Source organism: Ruegeria sp. CDSA033, assembly GCF_059612305.1.
The window spans coordinates 181,939-206,886 of the sequence record NZ_JBXWQI010000002.1 but is presented as its reverse complement, the minus strand read 5'-3'; the positions used below and the strand labels follow the sequence as shown (position 1 = coordinate 206,886).

The window sequence follows — 24,948 nt, the reverse complement described above, 5'->3', positions numbered from 1 at the left end:
TTACGAGGATACCTGTTCACGAAGGACCGACGCGGTAAGCGAGATCAACAGGTAGATACCAGCAAACAACAGAAAAGCCAAAATCGTATTTTCGAACTTGCGCGGATAGGTGGGTTCCTGACTTGGCACCGGCCTCACGGACACTGTCAGATAACGCACTTTGCGGTTTGCTTCAGTCCGTGTGGTTTCCATTTGCTGCATAGCTGTCTGCAGTATCATGTCTCTGGCAACAAGATCGGCCTGCGCCATTTGAATTCGTACACTGAGCCGGGCAAGCGAGTTTTCGCCTGCTGACACATCCAGCATTTCCGCGTTGAGTTCTGCCAACACAGCCTCAAATCGTGCGATGTCCGCACGGGCACCATCCACCTTGGCCTGGTTCGGACGACGATTGTCCAGCAATGCGGCCAATTGTAGTTCTTTGTCCTGAATCTGCGTTTCCATGGCGTCTATGCGGCCACGCAAACTGGCGATAACGTTCTGAGGGTCCAGCAACGCGCCTTGAATCTGAAGTTCGATCAGATCTTCCTGCGCTTTTCTGCGTTCCTGCTGGGCCATTTCAAAACCATCCAGCGCATCGCGCATCTGGTCTTCGCGCTTGAGTTCTGTAAGCCCGTTTATGGTTTCTTCGGCGTAGGACAGAAGACGGTCAGAGATAGCCACCGAAATCTGCGGATCAGGGGCCGCGACTTCCATCCGGATAATGCCGTCGCTCGGGTCGTATCCGATGGTGATCATGCGTCGGAAGAGCTTGTAGGCCTCTTCCAGCGTGGCGTCCGGCGAAAGCCGTTGAATAGGATCGATCCACTCCTGCTTGAAAATTTCTTCAAAGCCCATGTCACGCTCAAGCCTCAGCAAGGCATCCTTGGACTCCAGAAATTCCTGTGTGGCGACAGAATCCTGCGCAGTGGCGTATTGTGTGCCCGCCAAAAACCCGCCAAACGATGCTCCACCGCCGTCCGCTTGAAGGATCGAGAAGGCCGAGTCGCTGGCATACATCGGTGTCGCCACGCGGTAAAAATAGAACCCGACAACAAAGGTGGGCAGGAAGACGAAAACCGCCAGGCGGGCAAACAGGGCAAGCAGTTTGCGGCGGCGGCGGCGGGCGATGTCTTTCTGTATTTCGCCAATTTCAAACTCGCGCCGTTGCGTAGGGGACATCTCGGGCCCGGGCAGGGTCCTTCCACCTTCGCTGACCGTTTGCGGCAAATGAATAGTGACCTTGTCCTTGGTCTGATCCTCGGTCTGCGTCGATTCACCCGCCATCCCCAGTAAATTGGCGCGATGAAACGGATCGATGCCATTTTGGCGCAGCAAACGCACCGCATCATAGTCCGAAGTCGCCTCCAGCCCGTTCTTTTGCGCCAGTCTGCGTGCCATCCGCAGTTGGCGCCCGGTCAGCCCCTCGCGTTTGATGGCGTCAATCTCGGTATTGGACTCCGAGTCATTGGCCGCAGCGGGTGGCCGCGTCGCGTTGCGAATGCGCGAAATGGCGTCAGCGCGGTCTTCTTCCGTTCCCGCGTTGCGGCGTTTGCGGCGCCAATTGTAGATGCTAGCCTTGGGTTTGGTAGTCATATAGCTGCTTTGCCTCTTCCAAGGTGTCGAACATATAGAGCTGGCCATCCATCAAAACGGCAGCCTCTTGCGCAAATTTCTCCAGCACGGCGGGGCTGTGTGACACGATCACCAATGTTGTCGTGCGTAGTTTTTCCCGAAGGATGTCGCCGGCCTTCCTGTTGAATTCAACATCAGTCGACGCCGGCATCCCTTCGTCAATCAGGTACATGTCGAAATCCAGGGCCAACATCAACGCAAACGTAAAGCGCCCCTTCATACCGCTGGAGTAAGTGGCCAAGGGTTGGTCGAAATACTCTCCCAATCCGCATAGCCATTTGCAGTAGGCTTCGACGTAATCGGGGTCCATCCCGTAGATGTTGGCGACGTAGCGCGCGTTTTCCAGGGCGGACAGTTTGTTTGCGACACCTCCGGTGAAACCCATAGGAAAAGACACTCGGCAGGACTTTCGAATCACGCCTTCATCGGGCTTTTCCAGGCCGGCCATCATATTGATCAAGGTGGTCTTGCCGGTTCCGTTAGGTGCAAGAATGCCAATCGAACGGCCCAACTGAACCCGAAACGAGACGCTGTCCAGGATCACCTTGCGGCGTGTCCCGGTCCAGAAGGACTTACTGACATTTTCAAACTCAAGCATTGAGGGCCTGCTGCTTGCACCATTTTAAAAGTACCGGATGTGCCGGTAATCGGGTTGTTATCCTACGTTTTATGTGGGCCATATTATGTCGAGTTTTGGTGGCAATGATCAATGCACCGGCACGTGTGCTGTTAGTAATGTGACTTTTCCATCGGTTGGACCCACGCATTGCGTTGACTATCTTTGAGAGTGACCGTCAACCAATTTGATGCAGGAAACCTTGCCATCTGATGAATTCGCTACAGAAAGAAATCTCGGCCTGCCGTATTTGCGCGGAAAGATTTGCCGCGACAGAGACCGCCCATCAGCCGCGCCCAGTGGTCTGGTTTCAGCCCGGGACGCCAGTTTTGATTGCCGGTCAGGCCCCTGGCGCACGGGTGCATGAGTCGGGCCGACCGTTCACCGATCCGTCCGGAGATCGTTTGAGGGACTGGCTTGGGGTGGATGAAGCTGTGTTCTACGATCGGTCACAGGTTTCGATCGTGCCGATGGCTTTTTGTTTTCCGGGGTATGATACGCGCAAGGCGGATTTGCCGCCGCCCCCCGTCTGCGGGAAAACCTGGCACAACAAAGTCATGCAAACGCTGGGGGAAATACCCCTGACTATTTTGGTGGGTGGGCACGCTCATAAATACCACCTGCATGCGCGCAGCTCGGTGACGGAAACGGTTCGCAACTGGCGGGACCATGCGCCGCGCGTCTTTGCCTTGCCTCATCCCTCGTGGCGGAATACGGCATGGATGAAGAAAAACCCGTGGTTCCAGACCGACCTTCTGCCGGTTCTGCGTGCACGGGTGCAAGAGGTTCTGAATGACTGAAACCACGGCTCTGGACACTGCCTACGCCGCAATGACTGCCGCCCCACAAGATGATGCAGCGCGATTGAGGTTCTTCGAACGGCTTGCCGACAGCGAGCTGTTTCTGATGCTGACAGAAGAGGCGAAGGGCGAAAACATCTCACCCGAGTTGTTCGACGTCGCCGATGGGCGCTTTGTGCTGGCCTTTGACCGAGAGGACCGGTTGGCGCGGTTTGCCGAACGTCCTGTCCCTTATGTGGCGCTTTCGGGCCGGGTGTTGTCCTCCATGCTCGCGGGGCAGGGGATTGGGCTGGGCCTCAACCTCGAAGTTGCGCCGTCCTCTGTGCTGATCCCGTCCGAGGCGCTGGGATGGCTGGCGGAAACCTTGCAGCATGGGCCAGAGGAGGTTCAGCAACGGGTGGCAGAGTTCTTGCCCCCTGCGGGTCTGCCCGACGAATTGTTGACCGGGCTGGACGCGAAACTTGCCACGGCCATTGGGTTGGCTGAAGCCGCATATCTGGTCGGAACGAAATCCGAAGGCGGCGGTTCCGGTCACCTGCTTGGGTTCATAGGTGTAGTCGAAGGGGCCGAGCCCGCTCTGGCCAAGGCTGCGTCCGAGGCGTTGACGTTTTCCGGGATTGAGGCAGGGGCAATGGATGTCGGGTTCTTCAGTGCACACGATCAGGCTGCTGCCTCATTGGCGCGGGTCGGTTTGCGGTTCGACCTGCCACAGCCAGAGGCCCGCGTTGTCACGCAGACGATACCCGGCAGCAACCTGGATAAACCGCCTATTCTGAAGTAGGAAATAAGCCCCGCACACGACTGATCTGCGGGGCTTTTTGTGATTATTCCGCAGCAGCTTCCAGTTTGTCTTGGGTGCGGGTTTCGAAATCGCTGGCCTCGTGGCGTTCGTGCAGCTGGGTATGAGGCTCACCGAACGGGCGGTTGACCATGCGGCCCCGCTGAACGGCAGGGCGTGCGTCGATGGCCTTGGCCCACCGCATGACGTTCTTGTAGGATTCCACGTCCAGGAATTCTGCGGCGCTGTACAGGCGGCCCAGAACCAGCTGGCCATACCAGGGCCAGATCGCCATGTCCGCGATGGTGTAATCCTCGCCCGCGATATACGTCTTGTCGGCCAGTTCACGATCCAGAACGTCCAGCTGGCGCTTGGTCTCCATCGTAAAGCGGTCAATTGGGTATTGGAATTTTTCAGGCGCATAGGCGTAGAAATGGCCAAATCCGCCGCCTAGATAGGGCGCGCTGCCCATCTGCCAGAAGACCCAATTCATGACTTCCGCACGCTCCGGTCCGGACGCGGGCAAAAACGCACCAAACTTTTCGGCCAGATGAAACAGGATCGACGCGCTTTCGAACACGCGTGTCGGCTTGTCGCCCGAGCGATCCCAAAGAGCCGGGATTTTCGAATTTGGGTTGGCCCCGACAAAGCCCGAGCTGAACTGATCGCCTTCGCCGATATTGACCAGCCAGGCGTTGTATTCGGCACCTTCGTGACCCAGCGCCAGCAGTTCCTCCAGCATCACGGTCACTTTGACGCCATTGGGGGTGGCCAGCGAATAAAGCTGCAGCGGGTGCCGTCCAATCGGCAGTTCCTTGTCGTGGGTGGCGCCAGCGATTGGGCGATTGATGTTGGCAAATTGGCCGCCATTCTGGCTGTCCCATGTCCAGACCTTTGGGGGCGTATAGGTCGGTTGCTCGCTCATTTCTTGCCTTTCTTCGCAAAGTGCAGGTGAATTGTCCGTCCATCACAACAGCTAATGTTGCAAAGCACCGAGTCCAACCCCCCAGAGCGCAGCGTTTTTGTAACAATCCTCACCCGACATCTCACGAATTCTCATTCAACGTCACAGCGACGCGAGGGGGACTTCGCAAGCGATCTGAATCACCTATTGTATGTTCAGACCCGCAAGTTCGGGCAAATCAACAACCCCGAGGACAAAAGGACTTACCACCATGAAACGTTTTGCCCTGACTGTAGCTGCGGCACTGACCCTTGCCGCTCCGGCTTTTGCTGGTGACCAGTATATCGATGGCACCGGGTTCGCCGTATCCGGCTACGATGTCGTCGCCTACCGCGGTCTGGATCAGGTTGCGGTTGGTCAATCTCAGCCCGCACCTGTACGCGGCCGTGCAGATATCACCGCGGAATACAATGGTGCCACCTGGGCATTCTCGTCTGAAGAGAACCGCGACAAATTTCAGGAGAACCCAGCCTTCTACGCACCGCAATATGACGGACATTGCGCATACGGTGTGTCGAAGGGCGGCAAAGTCCCTGCGAACCCGAATCTGTGGCGCATCGTCGATGACAAGCTTTACCTGAACATCACCGATGTGGTCGTCGGTTTCTGGGAAGAAGACGTGCCAGGCAATATCAACCTCGCCGAAGGCAACTGGCCGGGGATCGAACCCGATGGCGCATCCTCCAGCGTGATCCCGAAATTCACCTCGGACGGCCCGGTTACAAACTAAGTGGCCACTCACCAAGTCAAAGCCCGGCTCATTTCAGCCGGGCTTTTTCGTCAATGCGCAAACGAGAATTCGTCCCGCATCTGCTGATCGGCATCGAACCGAATGCGAACGCTTTTGGCCCCGGGGAACGTACGCGCAGTAATCGCTTCGGGCACAACAACCTCGCCGCCGCCAGAGTCGTTGGACTGGAAATTCAGTACCTCGGTTTCCGTCTGGCGTGAGCTCGCCAAAACCGACGTGGGCAATGCCACGCGGTTTGCACCTTCATAGACCGGCGTTGAGACAAAGAATGTCAAATGGCGCCCAAAGAACCCGACTGCATCGGGCACATGGTCCGATTTGCACATCAGTTCAGACTCCGGCGTTTCGACCTCGTCCGATCGGTCCGGCAACGCTGTGTTCAGCAGGGCGCGGCATGCGTTGATGTCGGCGGTTTCCAGTGTAAGAATACGACGGCGCAGTTTCGGGCGTCGGGGTTTTCCCGATCCAACACCTTTGCCCGCCAGCCCTTCCTTGCGCAAAAAATCATATGCATCTTTGGCGCGGGTAAATCCGGAACTATCGCCCTCGGCCTGGTCTGGATGACCATGGAACGCAATGTCCCGCCAAGCGCTTCTGATGTCGTCCGAACCGGCGTTTTGATCCAACCCCAAAGCATGCAGTGCTTCTGTGCGGGCTTTGATCTTCTCAACAGTTTCCATAACCCAATTTACTCATTACAAAATACAAAAACGTCACTGCTTCAGTTTGAGCAGGACGGTGAATTTGTCAAATTTCACGCAAAATTGAAGTGCTTACGGGAACAATTGCAGCGCGTCGCGGCAATTGTTCTTAGTTTCTTTCCTGGCAGTGGGATACCGTCTTTTGGGCCGACCCGGTTAGGCCACGTTTTGCAGATCAGCCTTCGGCGTGATGCCAAGGGCAAAGCACACGTCACGCGTCAATTCCGGCCGGTTCAGCGTGTAGAAATGCAGCTTGTCCACGCCCCCGTCGATCAGGTCCGAGCACAGCTCGGTACACAATGCTGTAGCCAGCAAATCCTCACGATCGTCGCGCACGGCCTTTTCAAACGCCTGTTCGACCCATTGGGGAATGCGCGTGCCACATCGTTTAGCGAAATTGCGTGCACCTTTCCAGTTCTCGATCGGCAGAATGCCGGGCACAATAGGCTTGTCGATGCCGGCTTTTTCGCAGGCATCACGGAACCGGAAAAACGTTTCGGCCTCAAAAAAGAACTGGGTCAGGGCCTCATCTGCGCCTGCATCCAGTTTGGCTTTGAGCCAATCAATATCGGTGCGGGCGTTTTGTGCCTCGGGGTGAATGTCTGGGTAGGCGCCGACTCGAATGTTGAACATCTCGGTCTCAGCCAGGGCCGAAATCAGTTCAACCGAATTTGCAAAACCGTCGGGGTGCGGTTGGAACCGGTCCTGACCAGCAGGCGGGTCGCCGCGCAGAGCCACGATGTCCTGAACACCAGCCCGCGCGAAGGTATCCGCAATTTCCAGCGTTTCTTGCCGCGAGGCATCAACACATGTCAAATGCGCGGCAACTGGTAAGCCTGACGATTTGTGCAGGGTCGCCACCGCATCGCGTGTCAGTTCCCGCGTTGTGCCGCCCGCACCATAAGTGACCGAGACAAATCGAGGCTCTAACGGGGCCAAAGTCTGGACGGTGTCCCAAAGACGAAACGAGGCTTCGAGCGTCTTGGGCGGAAAGAACTCGAATGAAATTTCTGGCTTGGTCATCACGGCCTCATTTGATTGGTACAAGGACCTTGTGCCAGTTTGGGCAATGTGAGACAAACTCATATTATTCAAGAACAACATGAGTATCACTGCAATGCACATTGAATTCCGCCACCTGCGCACGATCAAGGCGATCCACGAATGCGGTGGGCTTGCCCGTGCGGCGGATCAACTGAACATCACCCAATCCGCGCTGAGCCATCAGATCAAAGGGTTAGAGGATCAGGCGGGGGTTGAACTGTTCCTGCGCCGGTCCAAGCCGATGAAACTGTCGGCGGCCGGGTTGCGGCTGCTGCGATTGGCCGAACAGATATTGCCGCAAGTTCAGGCCACACAACAGGAATTCACGTCGCTTCGGGATGGGCGCACGGGGCGGATGCATATCGCGATCGAATGTCACGCATGTTTCGAATGGCTGTTCCCGGTGCTTGAATCTTTCAGGAAATCCTGGGGTGACGTGGACGTCGATATCCGCCCGGGTTTGGCATTTGACGCCCTGCCTGCGCTGCAAAAAGAAGAAGTCGATTTGGTCGTTTCGTCCGACCCCGAGGACCTGCCGGGCATCGAGTTCATTGAACTGTTTGACTATGACGCCGTTTTTGTCGCTGCATCATCCCACCCTTTGGCTCAGAAGGACTTCATCGAGGCCGAGGATTTCCGTGGTCAGACCCTGATTACCTATCCGGTGGAGCGCACCCGGCTGGATGTGTTCAGCCAGTTGCTGATACCCGCGCGGGTCGAGCCGGCCGCGATCCGGCAGGTTGAATTGACTGCTGTGATCCTTTTGCTCGTCGCGTCGAACCGCGGTATTTCGGTGCTGCCTGACTGGGTTGTGCGCGAAGTGAAGTACAATTCCGACTACGTCACCCGCCCCCTGACCAAGGACGGCATCACACGCAGGCTTTACGCGGCAGTGCGCAGCGAGGATCTGGAAAAACCCTTTGTGCAAGAGCTGATCAAGCTGGCTGAAACCGAGGCTCGCAAGCTGCAAGAGCAATAGGCAAAAAACGCGGGTCTGCTATGCGCATCATTCCTCTTGGCAAGGGCGCTTTGCATCAGTATACGCGCGGTTTGACCGGACAGGAGCCTTTGGACAATGGTTGGCAGTGCAAACCTCAACATCATGATCAAAGCCGCGCGTAAGGCGGGGCGTTCTTTGGTCAAGGATTTCCGTGAAGTCGAGAACCTTCAGGTTTCGATGAAAGGCGCAGGCGACTTTGTTTCCAAAGCTGACATTGCTGCCGAGGCGATCCTGAAAGAGGAACTGCTGGGCGCGCGTCCGACCTATGGCTGGCTGGCCGAAGAGGGTGGCGTGATTGAGGGCGAAGACCCGACCCGCCGCTGGATCGTTGATCCGCTGGACGGCACCACGAATTTTCTGCACGGTCTGCCGCACTGGGCAATCTCGATTGCGTTGGAACACAAAGGCAAGATCGTCGCCGGTGTTATCTATGACGCTGCCAAGGATGAGATGTTCTTTGCCGAAAAAGGCGAGGGCGCTTGGATGAACGACATGCGTATCCGCGTCTCGGGCCGTCATCGGATGATCGAGTCGATTTTCTCGACGGGCCTGCCTTTTGGTGGCCGTTCGGACCTGCCTGCAACGCTGCAGGATCTGGCGCGCCTAATGCCTGCTTGTGCTGGTGTGCGCCGTTGGGGTGCCGCCGCGCTGGACATGGCTTATGTGGCAGCGGGGCGTTACGAAGGCTTTTGGGAGCGTCGCCTGAATTCCTGGGATGTGGCCGCCGGAATCATCATCGTCCAAGAAGCGGGCGGATTTGTTCAGGCGCTAAACCCTGAAGGCAACGTTTTGGAAGACGGTGAAGTGATCTGTTCGAACGAGCCGATTTTCGACCAGTTTTCCAAGGTGATCCGAGGCTAATCAGCCACATAGCAATTCCGTAAGCGCGCCCCGATTGAGGCGCGCTTTTTTTGTTTTCAGAGGGTCGCGCGTTGCGCCAGACCTGCTTCGTCCGCCAACCGCGCGGCGACGGATGCAACAGCGAGGTCCTGCAGACCCACGCCAGTTCCGTCGAACAGGGTGATCTCGTCAGCACTGCTTCGCCCGGGGTGATCGCCGTTGATGACCGCACCAATTGGGGTGATTTGTGTTTCGGTCAAAGTGCCGCTTCCCATGGCGTGCTGCGCCTCGCCAATCGTCGCGGATTGGGCGACCTCGTCGGTGAAAACGGTGGCCGAGGCGACCAGCGCCGGGTCGACCTCCATCTTGCCTTTCGTGTCTGTGCCCATACAGGCCAGATGCGTGCCGGGTTTGATCCAGTCTTTCATCAATAGCGGCTCGAACGCCGAGGTGATGGTGATGATGACATCCGATTGGGCACCCAGCTCTTGTTGACTGACGGCTTCGAATTCCAGTCCGAATTCCTCGGCGACAGCCGCCAAACGCGGCAGCATGTCCGGGTGCGGATTCCAGGCGACAACTTTTTCAAAGTCCCGCTGTTCAGCGGCGGCGCGTAGCTGAAAGGCCGACTGATGTCCGGCGCCAACCATGCCCAGCACTTTGGCGTCTTTTCGGGCAAGATGTGCGATGGAAACCGCTGATGAAGCTGCTGTTCGCACGGCCGTTAGGTAGTTGCCACCCACCAATGCCGAAAGCCGCCCCGTGTCGGGATCGAACAGAAAAACCGTGGATTGGTGATTGGTCAATCCTTGTTCGGCATTGCCCGGCCAATAGCCGCCGGACTTAACGCCCAACACCTGTCCATCCCGATCAAAACCGGATTTGAACCCATACAGTGCATCAGCATAACCCAGTGCCTCGCGAACGACAGGAAAGTTCCATGCCCCGCCGTTGGCCATCGTACCAAACACGGATTGGACCGCGTCAAAGGCCTGTTGGCGGCCCACCAGCTGTTCGCACAGGTCTTCGCCCACAATCAGCAGGCCATCTTGCGTGGTCATAGCATCCCTCATCAATAAGCCTTTCCGCGGGCCGACACGGGCCACAGAGTCTCGACCTTGCCGTCGCGCACGCCGACATACCAATCGTGGACGTTGCAGGTGGGATCACAATGTCCGGGCACAAGCCGAAGCTTGTCGTTCACCTTCAAAACGCCGTCGGGGTCGCCGATGACACCGTGCTCGTCCGAGCATTTGAGGTATTCCACATCGTCGCGCCCAAAGATGAAGGGCAGGCCGCTATCGACCGATTGCGCCTTGAGGCCGGCGTCGCAGATGGCCTTGTCAGTCTTGGCATGGCTCATCACGCTGGTCAGAATGAACAGCGCGTTTTCCCATTCGCCCTGATCGATCCGCTTGCCGTTCTCGTCCAGAATGCGCCCATAATCCGCATCCATGAAAGCGTAGGATCCGCACTGCAATTCGTTGTAAACGCCCGAATTGCTCTCGAAGTAGTATGATCCTGTTCCACCGCCCGAAACCAGCTCGCAGTCGATGCCTTCGGTTTTCAAACCGTCAACCGCGTCTTTGACCATGGCGATGGCTGTATCCAGCTTCTCTTTGCGCGCCTCATAGGTGTCGAGGTGCTGCATCGCGCCCTGATAGGCCTGAATGCCGGTAAATTTCAGGTTGGGCGCTGCGTTGACTGCCTTTGCTATATCGACAACGGCTTGGGTCGTGGTCACGCCGCACCGACCTGCACCGCAGTCAATTTCGACAAAGACTTCAAGTTCCGTGCCGTGATCGACAGCGGCTTTGGACAAATCGGCGACATTGTCGATGTCGTCCACGCACACAATAGTGCGCGCGCCCAATTTGGGCAGTTGCGCCAATCGGTCGATCTTGGCCGGGTCGCGGACCTGGTTCGACACGAGGACATCCTTGATGCCGCCCCGCGCGAATACCTCAGCCTCAGATACCTTTTGACAGCAGACGCCAACCGCACCGCCGAGCTGTTCTTGCAGCTTGGCGACGTCGACGGACTTGTGCATCTTGCCGTGCACGCGGTGGCGCATACCGTGGGCCTTCGCATAATCGCCCATCTTCTTGATGTTCCGCTCCAGCGCGTCGAGATCCAGGATCAGGCAAGGGGTCTGGATTTCGCTTTCATCCATGCCGATGGCAGCGGGAATATCGAACCCGACTTCCAGCTCTTTGATGTTTACAGGTTTGTTCATGTCTTTCCTCCTTACCCTTTCATCCAGGGCAGTTTGTCCAGATCCACGTTGCCGCCGGTGATGATCACACCGACGCGTTTGCCGCGGAATACGTCCGGGTTCTTGAGTATGGTTGCCAGAGGCACGGCCGATGACGGCTCCATCACGACGCGCAGGTATTTCCACGTCAGTTTCATCGCTTCGATGATCTCGTCGTCAGAGGCGGTGAAAATGTCGGTCACATTTCGGGACACGAAGTGCCACGTGTTCTCTTTCAGCGGCACCAGCAGCCCGTCGGCGATCGTTTTTGGCGCATCGTCAGCGATGATGTGACCTGCTTTGAAGGACCGATACGCGTCATCCGCCTGTTCTGGCTCGGCGGCATAGATTGCGGTGTCGGGGGCCAGGTTCGACACCGTCAGGCACGTGCCCGAGACCATGCCCCCGCCTCCGATCGGGGCGATGACCGCATCCACTCCGTCTGTCTGTTCTAACAATTCGGCCGAGCAGGTGGCCTGACCCGCAATGACGCGCGGGTCGTTATAGGGGTGCACGAACTCTCCGCCTGTTCTGGCTTGAACTTCGGCAAAGGTCGCCTCGCGGGATGAGGTTGACGGCTCGCACTCCGTGATCGTACCTCCATAGCGGCGCACGGCGTCCTTCTTGGCTTGCGGCGCAGTGCGCGGCATCACCACGTTACAGGGAATACCCCGCCGTCCGGCGGCATAAGACAGGGACAAAGCGTGGTTGCCACTGGAGTGTGTGCAAACACCCTTGGTCGCCATATCATCACTCAGGCCGAAAACCGCATTGCTCGCACCGCGTACTTTGAACGCACCAGCCTCTTGGAAGTTCTCGCATTTAAAGAACAGCTGCGCTCCGGTCAGGTTGTTCAAATAATCCGACTCCATGATCGGCGTGCGCCGGATGAAGGGTTTGATCCGTTCATGCGCAGCGCGCATATCGTCGATCGTCAGATCGGCTGCGGGGATGTGATCCAGCATTGCCATCCTCCTCAGGCTGCGGCCTGGGCGCGGTCAGATGGGCCGGTGCGATAGAAATCCTGTGCGGCCGCGACCCCGCTGCCCAAAGTGATCGGATAGTTCAGATCGGCCATCGCCATCTCGATTGTGCTAAGGCCGGACAGAACCATCACATCCGTCAGACTGCCCAGATGGCCGATGCGGAACGCCTTACCATTCAGTTGACCAAGTCCAATACCAAAGGACACGCCATAAGCATTGAACGCGTGGTCAGTCAGTGTGTTGCTATCATACCCGTCTGGCACGTAGATCGCGCTGACAGTGTCAGAATACAGATCGGGCGATTGCGCGACCAGTTTCAGCCCCCATGCGTCAACGGCGCGGCGCACACCTTCGGCCAGTCGGAAATGCCGGGCATAAACGTTCTCAAGCCCTTCTTCGAACAGCATCTTGAGGCTTTCGCGCATGCCGTAGATCAGTTGCAGCGGCGGAGTATAGGGAAACCCGCCCGAGGCATTGGCTGCCATCATATCGTCGAAGTCAAAGAAGGTACGCGGCAGCTTGGCGCTTTTCATCGCGTCCTGTGCCTTTGGGCTGACGCATAGGATTGCCATGCCGGTCGCCAGCATAAACCCCTTTTGCGACCCCGATACGGCGATATCGACGCCCCAAGCGTCAAAGTCGAACGGCATCGAGGCCAAAGAGCTGACGCAATCGACAAACAGCATCGCAGGATGATTTTCTGCATCCATCGCTTGGCGAACCGCGGCGATGTCCGAACGCACCCCAGTGGCCGTTTCGTTGTGCGTGACCAGAACAGCGCGGATTTCATGCGCAGTGTCATCGGCCAAAGCGGCCTGAAACTGATCAGCGGGCGCGCCGGTGCCCCAAGGACATTCGACGATCTGAACGTCCAGCCCATGACGCTCGCACAGGTCGATCCAGCGGTGGCTGAACACGCCATAGCGCGCAACCAGAACCTTGTCGCCGGGGCTGAGTGTGTTGGTTACGGCTGCTTCCCACCCACCGGTGCCGCTGGCTGGGAAGGTCACGATCTGGCCGGTCGTGGTGCCGAACACCTTTTTTGTGTCCTCAAGAACGGGCGCAAAGGTTTCGACAAAATCCGGCGCGCGGTGATCCTGCGTCTGAACCTGCATGGCAAGACGCAACCGGTCTGGAATGTTGGTTGGGCCGGGTATGAAAACCGGGTTTTGGTTGGACATCTGTTATTCCTCCGCTTTGGATGTAAGTGTCCGGGAAAACCTCACGGCGTGCAATTTTCTTGAAAAATATTTTCATTTTTGCGACTAAATATTTAACGCGCTGTATTTATGCAGTTTTTCGTTTTTCATTTTTTGGACCTCAAAAATGAACGGTTCAGAAATATTCTGGCGTTGTGCAAGGGAGTAGGGTGATGGACAATCAGAAAAGGCCGCGTGGCAGGCCCAAATCCCTGTTCAAGGAAAGTTCGGCCGGGACCATGCAATCGCTGGATCGGGCGCTGGGCGTCTTGACCACGGTGGCCCGGTTGGAACGCGCAGCGCTCAGCGATCTGGCACGCGAGATCGATGTGCCGACGGCCACGACGCACCGCATTCTGGTGACCTTACAGAAACACGGCTTTGTTGCCTTTGACGACGAGCGTCAGGAATGGATGATCGGGATCGAGGCATACCGGACCGGCGCTTCGTTCCTGCGCCGCAACAGCGTGCTTGAAATCGGGCGGCCAATCCTCAGACGTCTTATGCAGGACAGCGGTGAGACCGCCAACCTGGCGGTGCCGGATGGGTCCGAGGTGGTCTTTGTCGGGCAGGTCGAAACTCCGAACCCCATTCGCGCCTTTTTCCCGCCCGGGGCACGAACGCCGATGTATGCCTCGGGCATTGGCAAGGCGATCCTTGCCGCGATGACCGAAACGGGGTTGGCCAAAACGCTAGGGGCGATTGATCCGGTGGAATTCACCGCGAACACGCAGATACCGGGCGATGGACTACAACAGGATCTTGCCAAGACCCGCGCACGCGGCTGGTCGCATGACCGGGAAGAAAGATATCAGGGCATGTCCTGTATCGGCTCGGCGATTTTCAATGACCGGGGGGAGCCATGTGCAGGGATCTCGGTATCGGGTCCGACCGCTCGGTTCGGAGCGGATCGTGCGCATGCGCTGGGTGAATTGGTTCTGGCCGCAGCGCGCGAAATCACCCATCTTAGCGGCGGTCAGACCCCGAAAACCTGAAGCCCTGCTACCTGCGGGGTACGCGGGGAATACGCGACTGAGTTAGCTTGTACTTGTGTTCAGGATGCGGCGGATGGCCGTGGGTGCGGCCCCAAAAATCAGTGCCGCCGCGCCGCAGCCAGATTGGGATGCACAAGATCAGACCCACGAAAAACCCACCCGTATGGGCCCAATAGGCCACCCCGCCTTCGTCCGGGTTGCTGGCCAGACTGCCAAAGAACTGCATAGCCAACCAAACCCCCAGCATGACAAAGGCAGGTATTGTGAATATGCGGAAATAGACGATGAGTATCAGCAGGATATCCACGCGGGCCTTTGGGAATAGCAGCAGGTAACCACCCATGACACCCGCAATCGCACCGGATGCGCCAATGGTCGGCACGACCGAGCCCGGCGCTGTGAAGACATGGATCAGACCCGCTCCGATCCCGGCGGCAACGTAGAATAGCAGAAAGGGCAGGTGGCCCATTTCATCTTCGAGGTTGTCGCCAAAAATCCACAGGAACAGCATGTTTCCAGCAAGATGCATCCAACCGCCGTGCAGGAACATCGAGGTCACGAGTGTCTCAAACGCAAAACCGTCCGTGATCCGCGCCGGGATAATCGCATAGTCGAAATACAGCTGATTGATCAGCCGGGCATCGTTCATGATGCCCACATAGCTGAGGAATATCAGGATATTGGCCGCCATCAGCAGATAGACGACATAGGGTGTTCGCCCCGAAGGGTTATGGTCGCGGATTGGAAACATGAGGCGACGCTGGGCTTTTCCCGGCCCAGCGTCAAGGCATGCTTACGCCGCACCCCCAAGCAATGCGGCATTGCCGCCCGCGGCTGTTGTGTCAACGCACAGGTGGCGCTCGGCCAGGACTCGTGCGCGGTCCGGAAGACCGGGGATCAGCGGCAGGATCGGACCGTCCCGGCGGGCGAGGTGACGTTCGATCTCACGCGCTGTATCGTCATCGCCCCACCAAAGAACGCCCGATATCCCGGTCACGTTCTCCAACCGATGCAAGTCTAACGAACCGGTCGCCTGAATGACCGTTCCCCCCAGCGCCTGAACAGCGTCGGCTTGCGCGCGCGCGGCCTCGGCTCCGGGGCCCATGCACAGCAACGGCGCGCGTGCGAATTCGCTCAACCGATTGGATTCGCCTGTCGGGCCGGGCAGGGATTGGGTCTGCACCGGTGCGGGCGTACCTTGAACATCCGGAAGCTCGCTCATCGGGCTATCCCATTGCTTGTCGGATTGCTGCTGGTCCGGGGCGCAGAACCGCGTCATGTAATTTGGCCCACCCGCCTTGGGGCCTGTGCCCGAAAGCCCCTCACCGCCAAATGGCTGAGATCCTACGATGGCACCAATCTGATTTCGGTTGACGTAGATGTTTCCGGCGTGCACTGCCTCGGTGATGTGCTGTACGCGGTCGTCGATCCGAGTATGCAGGCCAAAGGTCAGCCCGTATCCGGTTGCGTTTATGTCGGCGATGATCTGATCAATCTCAGATGCCTTGAAGCGAACGACATGCAGGACAGGGCCAAAAATTTCGTGCTGCAAGGCGGAAATGCCGGGTATCTCGATAAGCGTCGGGGCGATGAACGTCCCTTCGGGCGGTATGGGCGTGTCCTTTAAAACGCAGCCTGCGGCGCGGGCATTGGCAACGTGATCTGCAATGCCCTGGCGCGCGGTCTCGTCAATAACCGGTCCGCAATCGGTTGAGATCAACCAAGGATCTCCGACCTGGAGAGCCTGCATTGCACCGGTTAGCATTGTCAGCAAATCGTCGGCGATATCTTCCTGGACATAGAGACACCGCAAGGCGGAACATCGCTGTCCGGCAGATTGAAACGCGCTTTCGATGATAGACTGAACGGCCTGTTCAGGAAGGGCGGTACTGTCCACGATCATCGCGTTCAACCCGCCGGTCTCGGCGATCAGAGGCGTGCCGGGGCGCAGGTTGTCAGCCATGGCTGCGCGTATTTTCAACGCGGTCGCCGTCGATCCGGTAAACGCCACGCCGGATACGCGCGGGTCAGAAGTCAACGCCGCGCCAACGGACGGGCCGCCGGGCAATAATTGCAGCACATCGCGGGGAACGCCGGCCTCGTGCAGCATTTGAACGGCCCGATGTGAGATCAGTGGCGTTTGCGGTGCGGGCTTGGCCAGAACTGCGTTGCCTGTGGCCAAGGCCGCTGAAATCTGGCCTGTGAAGATAGCGAGCGGGAAGTTCCAAGGGCTAATGCAGGTGAAAACGCCTGCCGGTTCCGCATCGGGAATGTTCGCAGCGTAGTAGCGCAGGAAATCGACCGCCTCACGTAGTTCGGCAACGGCATCGGGCAGGGACTTACCTGCCTCGCGCGCGAGCAAGGCGAAAAGCTCGCCAAAATGAGCCTCATATAGATCGGCAGCAGTATTCAAGATACGCGACCGTTCTGCTGGTGGTGCCTGCCACGGTGCCGCGGAATTCAGGGCAAGCTCGACATCCTCGGCGCTGGCAGGGGCGATTGCTCCGGGGCGATCCTGTGGTTGGGCCGGATTGGTGACCGGTTGGTCCTGTTCCGGGCTTGCATCGCCGGACAGCAGCGGCTGGGCATACCAATGGTGCGCTCGGAAAGCATCCCGCGCGGCGTCGATCTTGTCCAATGTCGGGGTGTGGTGAAGGTCGAAACCCTTCGAATTGACGCGTTCCGGTTGGAACAGGTCCGGCCCGGTTGGCAGCGGTCGTACCTGATCCACAATGGTCAGGAACGGATCAGCGGCGACCTCTTCCGGTGGAACGTTCTCGTCTACAATTTGGTTTACGAATGATGAGTTTGCACCGTTCTCCAGCAGACGCCGCACCAGATAGGCCAGCAGGTCCCGATGCGCCCCGACCGGCGCATAGATCCGGCAACGTGTGTTGTTTTGGTCTTTGACTAGCTGGTGCAGGGTTTCGCCCATTCCATGCAGGCGCTGGAACTCGAATGGCTGGTCATCGGCCATGTGAAGGATCGCACTGACCGTATGGGCGTTGTGGGTGGCAAATTGCGGGTAAATTCGATCGGTCATACCCAGCAGCTTGCGCGCATTCGAGATGTAAGAAATGTCCGTGGCCGCCTTGCGGGTAAACACGGGAAAGCCATCGATGCCTTCAACCTGAGCTCGTTTGACCTCGGTATCCCAGTAGGCCCCTTTGACCAAACGAACCATCAGCTTTCGATCGTGACGCCCAGCCATGTCATACAGTGTGTCCAGCACGATCCCGGCACGCGGGCCATAAGCCTGAACGACGATACCCAGGCCGTCCCAACCATCCAGGGCCGGTTCGGCCATCACCGCCTCGATCACCTGCAAAGACAAGGACAGGCGATCTGCTTCTTCAGCGTCCACATTTAAGCCCATACCTGCCGCCTTGGCCAAAAGGGCCAACGCCCGCAACCGGGGCACCAGTTCTTCCATGACTTCTGCTTCTTGCGCCAACTCATAGCGTGGATGGAGCGCCGACAGCTTGACGGAAATCCCCGGATTGGCCCGGATATCGTCGTGAATGCAGGCTTCGGCGATTGCAGCAATCGCCCGTGAGTAGGACAGGTGATAGCGGGCGGCATCGGCTTCGGTTCGCGCGGCTTCGCCCAGCATGTCATAGGAATAGGTGTAGCCTTTTGCCTCCATACCGCTGGCGCGATCCAAGGCGGATTGGATGGTCTCGCCTAAGACAAACTGGCGACCCATTTCCTTCATCGCGCGCCCGACGGCCGTTCGGATCACGGGTTCGCCCAGCCGTTTGATCGCACCGCGCAAGACACCGACCGGAGAGGTCTTGTCTTCATCCAGCACCTTGCCTGTCAGCATCAGGGCCCATGTGGACGCATTGACCAGAGACGATGAGGATTGACCCAGATGCTTGCCCCAATCCGACGGGGCAATCTTGTCCTCGATCAGCGCGTCAATGGTGTCGGCATCGGGGACGCGCAGCAGCGCCTCGGCCAGACACATCAACGCGATGCCTTCGTCGGTGGACAGGCCGTATTCGGCCAGGAACACTTCCATCATACCGGGTGAGGTGCTGGACCTGATATCAAGCACCAATTGCGCCGCAGCCGCGCAGATCGCGGCGCGGTCGGCTTCGCTCAGATCAGCATTTGCGATCAACGCGTCAAGAATTCTCGACGGATCGGCATAGGTTTTGGCATCAATGCGGGCGCGCAGGCTGTGTGACATGTGTCCTCCGGTCTTTTGAGTAATATAGTGTCGATTTTTCGGGACGATTGCCTTAGTTTTGTCTTTGGTCAGGCGATCAGCCTGTTTTTTGAGGTTTGGGCGATGCAAAAAGACTTTCCGGGGCTGGATCGGTTTGACACATCAATTCTGGCGATTCTGGCCGAGGACGGCCGGATCCCCATCGCCGATCTCGCGCGGCGTATCGGGCTTTCGAAATCCCCAACTCAAGCACGTGTGAAGAAACTTGAGGCTGATGGCATCATTACCGGATATCGTGCCTTGCTGGACCCCATTCGCCTTGGTTTGGACCACGTAGCCTTTGTCGAAGTCCGATTGACTGACACGCGCGAGAGAGCTTTAGCCGATTTCAACGCGGCCGTTCGTAAAGTGCCTGAGATCGAACAAGCCCATATGATTGCGTCGAATTTTGACTATCTTCTGAAAATTCGCACCGGGTCTATGTCGGAATACCGCGCGGTTTTGGCCGAAAAGATCTCATCATTGCCGCATGTCGCCAGCACTTCAACCTTTGTCGCGATGGAGGCTGTGAAAGAGACCGGGATGTCTGGGGCCTTGGATGCGATGGGTTGACGAACACGTTGCACGCGTCACCATTGGCGCATGAAACGCTTTGCTTACGCCTCAATTTTCTATGCTGCGACCGTTTTTGCGGCCAATGCGCAAGACTGCCCTGTCGCGCCAGACCATTCCGCAGATGTATCGGCGGTTCTGGAACAGATACAAAGCGCTGAAACCGAACAGTCCGCTCGTGCACTGTCCGGTCAGTTATGGGAGTTCTGGACCGATGCCCCGGACGAAAGCGCGCAGGCTGTTCTGGATCGAGGCATGACACGCCGAAATGCGTGGGACCTGCTGGGCGCGATTGAAGATTTTGACAAGCTGGTCGCGTACTGCCCGTCTTATGCCGAAGGATACAATCAACGGGCCTTTGCCCACTTTCTGCGTCAGGACTTTCAATCGGCGCTGCCTGACTTGGACAAGGCAATCGAGCTGTCGCCCAACCATGTTGCCGCGATCAGTGGCCGAGCGCTGACTTTGCTAGGGCTTCAACGCGTTGATGAAGCCCGCGAGGCGTTGTCTCAGGCATTGGAACTGAACCCTTGGCTATCGGAACGTCATCTCATGGCTCCGGGAGGACCGTTGGCCGTGCCGGGTGAGGATATTTGAAAAAAACGCCCCCGAGCGGTAAGGCCGGGGGCGTTTTGATTATCAAGATTTTAGCCGACCAGACCGTTATCGGTCCGCTTGATTGCTATCACCGACGACTGTGGCGTGCCGCCGTCCGGCCAGTTGCTGCCGGGGTGCTGGATGCCGACAAACATGGTGCGCAGATCGCTGGACCAGGCCAGACCGGTGACCTCACAGCCGTTCGGGCCGGTCATGAAACGCGCGATCTCGCCAGTGATCGGATCCCCAACCAGCATCTGGTTGTTGCCGTTGCCTGCGAAGTCTCCTTCATTGTCGTCATTGCCGTCCGTCTGGATCCAGATCAACCCGGTCGAGTCTATCACCATGCCATCGGGTGAGTTGAACAGGTTCCCTTCATTCACGTTTGCCGAGCCGGCGCGATCGTCCGAGTGAACCGTCGGATTGCCCGCCATCACATACAGATCCCAGTCGAAACCTTCGGCGGCGTGATCGTCATTCGCTGGTCGCCAGCGCACGATCTGACCGTACTTATTGGCTTCACGCGGATTGGCGGCGTTGACTGAAGTGTCATCACCCCCCGCGTTTGGTTTAACACCACGGTTCTTGTTGTTGGTCAGGCAGCAATAGGCCTCAACCGCTACGGGGCTGGAGGCCACCCATTCGGGGCGGTCCATCGTGGTGCCACCAGCTTTTGAGGCCGCCATGCGGGTGAAGATGGAAATCTCTGCCACATCCATACCTGTGGTTTCCGGCGTCAAAGCCAGCCATTCGCCCTTCATGTCGTCGTTGAATTTGGCGACGTACAGCGTGCCGTCGTTCAGCAGGCTCTCGGTTTCTCCGCCCGGTTGGTAGGTGCGATTCGAGACGAACTTGTACAGGTACTCGCCCCGCTCGTCGTCGCCCATATAAACAACCACGCGGCCATCTGCGGCCAGAGTGACCTCGGCGTTCTCGTGCTTGAAACGACCCAGCCCGGTGTGCTTGACCGGCGTGCTATCAGGCTTGGTCGGGTCGATCTCAACGATCCAGCCCGCACGGTGCGGCTCGTTCGGGTTTTTCGACGTATCGAAACGTGGATCGAACAGCTCATACCCGTTCCAGCTTTCGGCCTTGACGCCATAGCGTTTGAACCCATCTGCAACCTTCTGGTCGTAGCTGGCGTTTTCGTCGCTGGACCCGAAGTAGCCGTTAAAGTTCTCTTCGCAGGTCAGGTAGGTGCCCCAAGGAGTTTTCCCGGCACCACAGTTGTTCATGGTGCCCAGCGACGTTGTACCGGTCGGGTCGGCTTGGGTCTTCATCAGGTCGTGACCAGCGGCGGGGCCTACGATCTTCATTGGCGTATTGTGGTGGATACGGCGGTTGAAGGGGCTGTCTTTGACAACCGACCAGCCATCGGGGCTTTCGGTGATTTCCATCACGGTCACGCCCTGAATGTTCTGCAGTTTCAAAACGTCCTCGGCGCTGGCCGGAACACCTTCCTGAGCGGCGGGCATGTTGATCTTGCGGTTCGGATATTCGTGGTTGATCGCGACCAGCTCGTGACCCTGGAACGAGAAGGTCTCCATCCCGTCGGTGTTTTCGCCGAAGATGCGATCCGATTTCTCAATCGGGCCACCATCGGTGATGTCATAGCCGTCGGCATCGGAAAACAGCGGGTCGCCCCAGCGCGTCATAACCTTCCACTCATAGCCTTCAGGTACGTGAACAGTGCCGTCAGTCTGTGCGGCAATCGGAGTAAAGGCAAAGCGCGAGGCCGTAACAGCGTGTGCTGCAGTTGAGCCCAGCAGGCCCGTGCCCATTGCGCCGGCACCCGAGCCAAAGGCCACTACGCCAGCCAGAAACCCACGGCGCGAGATGGCGTTTTCGACGACGCGATCAAAATCGTTTTCTTCGGGGCGGGGGAAATGCAGCTCGTCCCAATCGTCGGCGGACAGGGTGGTGTTATCAACGTCTTTCATGAATGGCTCCTGGCTGTCTTAGAGTAGTCGATGAAAGGCATGTAGGGCGACTTTGTGACATGTTCTTAACAACATTATTAATGACTTCATTTGGCCCTCAAGAAAAAGCAATCGGCTGGCGAAAGCATACCAAAGCTTTCTACCAGCCGCGCTTTTTGTGTTGGTAAAATGTTCTTGTGACGATCAGGTTGCGTGATCCCAGCGAAATGCCGTTTTAAGCCAGGCGCTGCCCTGCTTCGTTAAAGCGATAGGCTTTCTCGGATGCATATCCGAATCGCAATTCTTGACCTTCTGCGATGGCATGTTGGCCAAACAAACGGGCTGTGACGTCGTGATCCTGAACTTTGGCTATCACATTGGTGTCCCCGCCCAGTTTTTCCACATGGCTAACACGCGCGGCAAGCGGGCCGTCATCTGACAGGAACAGGTCCTCGGGGCGAATTCCGATCGTGTTCTGACCGCTTTCTTGAACTAACGCTTCAGGCAGGAAGTTCATAGAAGGTGAGCCCAGAAACCCGGCGACGAACTGATTTGCGGGGTTGTTGTACAGTTCCATCGGGCTACCGATCTGCTCAACCCGACCATCGCGCAGAACAACGATCTTGTCGGCCAGCGTCATCGCTTCGGTCTGATCATGGGTGACGTAGATCATCGATGCATCCAGAGCTCGGTGAAGATTGGCAATCTCGATCCGTGTATTCATTCGCAGGGCGGCGTCCAGATTGGACAGCGGCTCATCAAACAGGAACAGTTTAGGTTCACGCACAATGGCGCGCCCGATGGCGACGCGCTGGCGCTGGCCGCCTGACAGCTCGGACGGGTAGCGGTCCAGATAGGGTTCAAGGTTCAGCATCCGGCTGGCTTTGGCCACGCGGCCTTCGATTTCCGATTTGGGCTGCTTTTCCTGCTTCAGTGCAAGGGTCATATTGCCCCGAACGCTGAGGTGGGGATAGAGCGCATAGCTTTGGAAAACCATCGCGATCCCACGCTTGGATGGCGGCACCAGATTGACCTGCTGCCCGCCAATGTTGATCTCACCGGACGATGCATCCTCGAGCCCCGCAATCACGCGCAACAGGGTGGACTTGCCACAGCCCGACGGGCCGACAAAGACGACGAATTCACCTTCTTCGACCTCCAGCGTGATGTCTTTCAGGACATGCACGTTGCCAAAGGACTTGTTCACATTGTTCAGCGTCAGGGCGGTCATGATGCGGGCTCCTCAAGGGAAACGGGCTGGCCGGTTCGGATGCTTTGATCCGCAGCCAGACAAATGGCGAGCGATTGGATGGCGTCATTCATATGACGGGTCAGGTCGATATCTTCGGCGATGGCGCGCAGCATATAAGCCTGCTCAGCATCACAAAGGTCTTGATGGCCGGGTTCGTCCGGCATCTCGATCATGTGGTCGCCTTGCGGTGTATGGACCAGCAAGCCGCCGACTTTGGTATGGCCGTCAATGTCGGCAGACGCACCCTTGTTTCCATCGGTAATCGAAACGGACCCGTTGGGCGAAACGATATCTTTCACGAAGAACGCGGTTTCCGACATCATCGGCCCCCATCCGGCCTCATACCAGCCGACCGAGCCGTCGTCGAAGACCACCTGAAACTGGCCGTAATTGTACATGTCCGGTGCGATTTCATCCGACAGGCGCAGGCCCATACCATGCACCCGGACGGGCTGCGCGTCGGTGATCTGGCACATCACGTCGACATAGTGCACACCGCAATCGACAATGGGCGAAGTGGTCTGCATCAGTGCCTTATGCGTTTCCCATTCTGCGCCTGACGATTGCTGGTTCAGGTTCAACCGGAACACGTAGGGCCCGCCAAGATTGCGCGCCTCATCGATCAGCCGCATCCAAGAGGGGTGATGGCGCAGGATATATCCAACCACCAGCTTGCGATTCAGCCGCGCGGCCGCCTCAACCACACGCCGGGCGTCGGCGACATTAGTGGCCAGCGGTTTTTCAACAAACACATGTGCGCCAGCCTCCATCGCCGCACAGGCAAAATCCGCGTGGCTATCAGAGTAGGTCGCGACCACGACCAGATCGGGTTTGGTTTCGGCCAGTGCCAAGTCGAAATCGGAATAGGCCGGGTAATCGATGAGATCCGGGTGATGCACACGGCCGGACCGGTTCACCAAACCAACGATCTGCGCGTCGGGATGGTGATGGTGCGCCAGCGCGTGGCTCAAACCCATATTACCAAGGCCTGCAATCAGTACGCGGGTCATTTGACTGCTCCGGATGTGATGCCGCGGATCAGCTGGCGCGAGAAGATGACGTACAGGACAAGCACCGGTAGAATGGCCATCGACAAGGCCGACAGGACCGCGTTCCAATCGGTCACGAACTGGCCGATGAACACTTGGCTTCCCAGCGTCAGGGTCTTGGTTTCTTCGGCTGGGGCGAGGATCAACGGGAACCAAAGGTCGTTCCAGATCGGGATCATGTTGAACACGGCCACGGTCGCCATCGCGGGCCGGACCAGAGGCAGGACAAGGCGGAAGAATATCGTGTATTCGGATAATCCGTCGATGCGCCCGGCATTTTTCAGGTCGTCGCTGACTTGTCGCATGAATTCAGACAGGATGAATACCGCCAATGGTAATCCCTGGGCCGTGTATACAAGGATCAGCGCCCAGAGCGAGTTTACCAGCCCGGTCGCCACCATCATCTCAAGGATCGCCACGGTGCCGATGCGGATGGGGATCATGATCCCCAGCGCCAGATACAGCCCCATGATCAGGTTGCCCTTGAACTGGTATTCCGACAACGCATAGGCGGCCATCGCGCCAAACAACAGAATGAAGGACAGCGATGCCACGGTGACAATCATCGAGTTCTGGAAATACAGGAAGAAGTCCCCCTGCTTCATCACCGTCTCATAGCCGATCATCGAGAAGCTGTCCGCATTGGGCAGAGCCAATGGTTCGCGAAAGATCGCGCGGCGGGATTTGAAGCTGTTGATCAGGATCACAAAGACCGGAAACAGCGCGATCAGCGTATACAGGATCAGCGCGCCGTGCATCGCGACCATGTTGAGGGGGTTATGACGTGCTTTGTTCATCGCTTG

23 protein-coding genes are annotated in these 24,948 nt (G+C 57.7%); 8 read left to right on the top strand and 15 right to left on the bottom strand.

Annotation, left to right across the window (positions count from 1 at the left end):
* Nucleotides 1–1,575, bottom strand: a complete 1,575-nt coding sequence (locus AC2FLA_RS04295) for a KpsE/RkpR family capsule polysaccharide export protein (RefSeq protein ID WP_496720767.1) — start codon at nt 1,573–1,575, stop codon at nt 1–3.
* Entirely contained in the window at nt 1,553–2,212 is a 660-nt protein-coding gene (locus AC2FLA_RS04290) for an ABC transporter ATP-binding protein (RefSeq protein ID WP_282151737.1), read from the bottom strand. The genes AC2FLA_RS04295 and AC2FLA_RS04290 overlap by 23 nt, the downstream gene beginning before the upstream one ends.
* Nucleotides 2,213–2,442: 230 nt before the next feature.
* On the opposite strand from AC2FLA_RS04290, the gene AC2FLA_RS04285 reads away from it, so the two are divergent.
* Both AC2FLA_RS04285 and AC2FLA_RS04280 read left to right on the top strand, forming a co-directional pair.
* Nucleotides 2,443–3,030 carry a uracil-DNA glycosylase family protein gene (locus AC2FLA_RS04285; RefSeq protein ID WP_108859324.1) on the top strand — a complete coding sequence of 196 codons (588 nt, stop codon included), beginning with the start codon at nt 2,443–2,445 and terminating at the stop codon, nt 3,028–3,030.
* On the top strand, nt 3,023–3,811 hold the full coding sequence (locus AC2FLA_RS04280; RefSeq protein ID WP_496720764.1) for an SseB family protein: 789 nt from the start codon (nt 3,023–3,025) through the stop codon (nt 3,809–3,811). The genes AC2FLA_RS04285 and AC2FLA_RS04280 overlap by 8 nt, the downstream gene beginning before the upstream one ends.
* A gap of 43 nt (nt 3,812–3,854) precedes the next feature.
* Here AC2FLA_RS04280 and yghU read toward each other — a convergent pair whose 3' ends face one another.
* Nucleotides 3,855–4,733, bottom strand: a complete 879-nt coding sequence (gene yghU / locus AC2FLA_RS04275) for a glutathione-dependent disulfide-bond oxidoreductase (protein ID WP_496720762.1) — start codon at nt 4,731–4,733, stop codon at nt 3,855–3,857.
* A 250-nt stretch (nt 4,734–4,983) separates the two neighbouring features.
* Between yghU and AC2FLA_RS04270 the strand changes: the two genes are divergently transcribed.
* A complete protein-coding gene (locus tag AC2FLA_RS04270; RefSeq protein ID WP_496720760.1) occupies nt 4,984–5,502 on the top strand; it encodes a YHS domain-containing (seleno)protein in 519 nt (172 codons plus the stop codon).
* A 50-nt stretch (nt 5,503–5,552) separates the two neighbouring features.
* On the opposite strand, the gene AC2FLA_RS04265 is transcribed toward AC2FLA_RS04270, so the two are convergent.
* A complete protein-coding gene (locus tag AC2FLA_RS04265) occupies nt 5,553–6,203 on the bottom strand; it encodes a J domain-containing protein (protein ID WP_496720758.1) in 651 nt (216 codons plus the stop codon).
* A 177-nt stretch (nt 6,204–6,380) separates the two neighbouring features.
* The gene (gene metF / locus AC2FLA_RS04260; protein WP_496720756.1) at nt 6,381–7,247 is read right to left on the bottom strand and encodes a methylenetetrahydrofolate reductase [NAD(P)H]; all 867 of its coding nucleotides are present in this window, start codon (nt 7,245–7,247) and stop codon (nt 6,381–6,383) included.
* A gap of 94 nt (nt 7,248–7,341) precedes the next feature.
* On the opposite strand from metF, the gene AC2FLA_RS04255 reads away from it, so the two are divergent.
* Nucleotides 7,342–8,247 carry a LysR family transcriptional regulator gene (locus AC2FLA_RS04255; RefSeq protein WP_496720970.1) on the top strand — a complete coding sequence of 302 codons (906 nt, stop codon included), beginning with the start codon at nt 7,342–7,344 and terminating at the stop codon, nt 8,245–8,247.
* 96 nt (nt 8,248–8,343) lie between these two features.
* Nucleotides 8,344–9,129 (top strand): inositol monophosphatase family protein, encoded by a 786-nt coding sequence (locus tag AC2FLA_RS04250; protein WP_058275936.1) that lies wholly within the window; start codon nt 8,344–8,346, stop codon nt 9,127–9,129.
* Between the two features lie 56 nt (nt 9,130–9,185).
* Here AC2FLA_RS04250 and bhcD read toward each other — a convergent pair whose 3' ends face one another.
* From bhcD to bhcA, 4 genes are read right to left on the bottom strand one after another with little or no spacing between them, the layout of a single operon-like run.
* Complete coding sequence (gene bhcD / locus AC2FLA_RS04245) at nt 9,186–10,169, bottom strand: iminosuccinate reductase BhcD (RefSeq protein WP_496720754.1); 984 nt, start codon at nt 10,167–10,169, stop codon at nt 9,186–9,188.
* 11 nt (nt 10,170–10,180) lie between these two features.
* Nucleotides 10,181–11,344: a 3-hydroxy-D-aspartate aldolase BhcC gene (gene bhcC, locus AC2FLA_RS04240; RefSeq protein ID WP_496720752.1), complete on the bottom strand. Its 1,164-nt coding sequence runs from the start codon at nt 11,342–11,344 to the stop codon at nt 10,181–10,183.
* An 11-nt stretch (nt 11,345–11,355) separates the two neighbouring features.
* Complete coding sequence (gene bhcB, locus AC2FLA_RS04235) at nt 11,356–12,327, bottom strand: beta-hydroxyaspartate dehydratase BhcB (RefSeq protein ID WP_496720750.1); 972 nt, start codon at nt 12,325–12,327, stop codon at nt 11,356–11,358.
* 11 nt (nt 12,328–12,338) lie between these two features.
* Complete coding sequence (gene bhcA, locus AC2FLA_RS04230; protein WP_282119028.1) at nt 12,339–13,529, bottom strand: L-aspartate--glyoxylate aminotransferase BhcA; 1,191 nt, start codon at nt 13,527–13,529, stop codon at nt 12,339–12,341.
* 191 nt (nt 13,530–13,720) lie between these two features.
* On the opposite strand from bhcA, the gene AC2FLA_RS04225 reads away from it, so the two are divergent.
* Entirely contained in the window at nt 13,721–14,542 is an 822-nt protein-coding gene (locus AC2FLA_RS04225; protein ID WP_496720747.1) for an IclR family transcriptional regulator, read from the top strand.
* Between the two features lie 7 nt (nt 14,543–14,549).
* On the opposite strand, the gene AC2FLA_RS04220 is transcribed toward AC2FLA_RS04225, so the two are convergent.
* Together AC2FLA_RS04220 and putA are read right to left on the bottom strand one after the other, a co-directional pair.
* Complete coding sequence (locus AC2FLA_RS04220) at nt 14,550–15,293, bottom strand: rhomboid family intramembrane serine protease (protein ID WP_496720745.1); 744 nt, start codon at nt 15,291–15,293, stop codon at nt 14,550–14,552.
* 42 nt (nt 15,294–15,335) lie between these two features.
* Nucleotides 15,336–18,737, bottom strand: a complete 3,402-nt coding sequence (gene putA / locus AC2FLA_RS04215; protein ID WP_496720743.1) for a bifunctional proline dehydrogenase/L-glutamate gamma-semialdehyde dehydrogenase PutA — start codon at nt 18,735–18,737, stop codon at nt 15,336–15,338.
* A 102-nt stretch (nt 18,738–18,839) separates the two neighbouring features.
* Between putA and AC2FLA_RS04210 the strand changes: the two genes are divergently transcribed.
* Nucleotides 18,840–19,328 carry an Lrp/AsnC family transcriptional regulator gene (locus AC2FLA_RS04210; protein WP_496720968.1) on the top strand — a complete coding sequence of 163 codons (489 nt, stop codon included), beginning with the start codon at nt 18,840–18,842 and terminating at the stop codon, nt 19,326–19,328.
* Nucleotides 19,329–19,358: 30 nt separating this feature from the next.
* Nucleotides 19,359–19,925, top strand: coding sequence for a tetratricopeptide repeat protein (locus AC2FLA_RS04205; protein WP_496720741.1), 567 nt, complete (start codon nt 19,359–19,361; stop codon nt 19,923–19,925).
* Nucleotides 19,926–19,975: 50 nt separating this feature from the next.
* Here the strand turns inward: AC2FLA_RS04205 and AC2FLA_RS04200 are convergent, their stop codons facing one another.
* The 4 genes from AC2FLA_RS04200 to AC2FLA_RS04185 form a co-directional block, all read right to left on the bottom strand.
* Nucleotides 19,976–21,865 carry a PhoX family protein gene (locus tag AC2FLA_RS04200; RefSeq protein WP_496720739.1) on the bottom strand — a complete coding sequence of 630 codons (1,890 nt, stop codon included), beginning with the start codon at nt 21,863–21,865 and terminating at the stop codon, nt 19,976–19,978.
* A gap of 214 nt (nt 21,866–22,079) precedes the next feature.
* Complete coding sequence (locus AC2FLA_RS04195; protein ID WP_282151722.1) at nt 22,080–23,075, bottom strand: ABC transporter ATP-binding protein; 996 nt, start codon at nt 23,073–23,075, stop codon at nt 22,080–22,082.
* Nucleotides 23,072–24,106, bottom strand: coding sequence for a Gfo/Idh/MocA family protein (locus AC2FLA_RS04190; protein ID WP_496720737.1), 1,035 nt, complete (start codon nt 24,104–24,106; stop codon nt 23,072–23,074). Before AC2FLA_RS04190 ends, AC2FLA_RS04195 begins: the two co-directional genes overlap by 4 nt.
* A complete protein-coding gene (locus AC2FLA_RS04185) occupies nt 24,103–24,942 on the bottom strand; it encodes a carbohydrate ABC transporter permease (RefSeq protein WP_058275926.1) in 840 nt (279 codons plus the stop codon). Before AC2FLA_RS04185 ends, AC2FLA_RS04190 begins: the two co-directional genes overlap by 4 nt.
* Nucleotides 24,943–24,948: the final 6 nt, after the last annotated feature.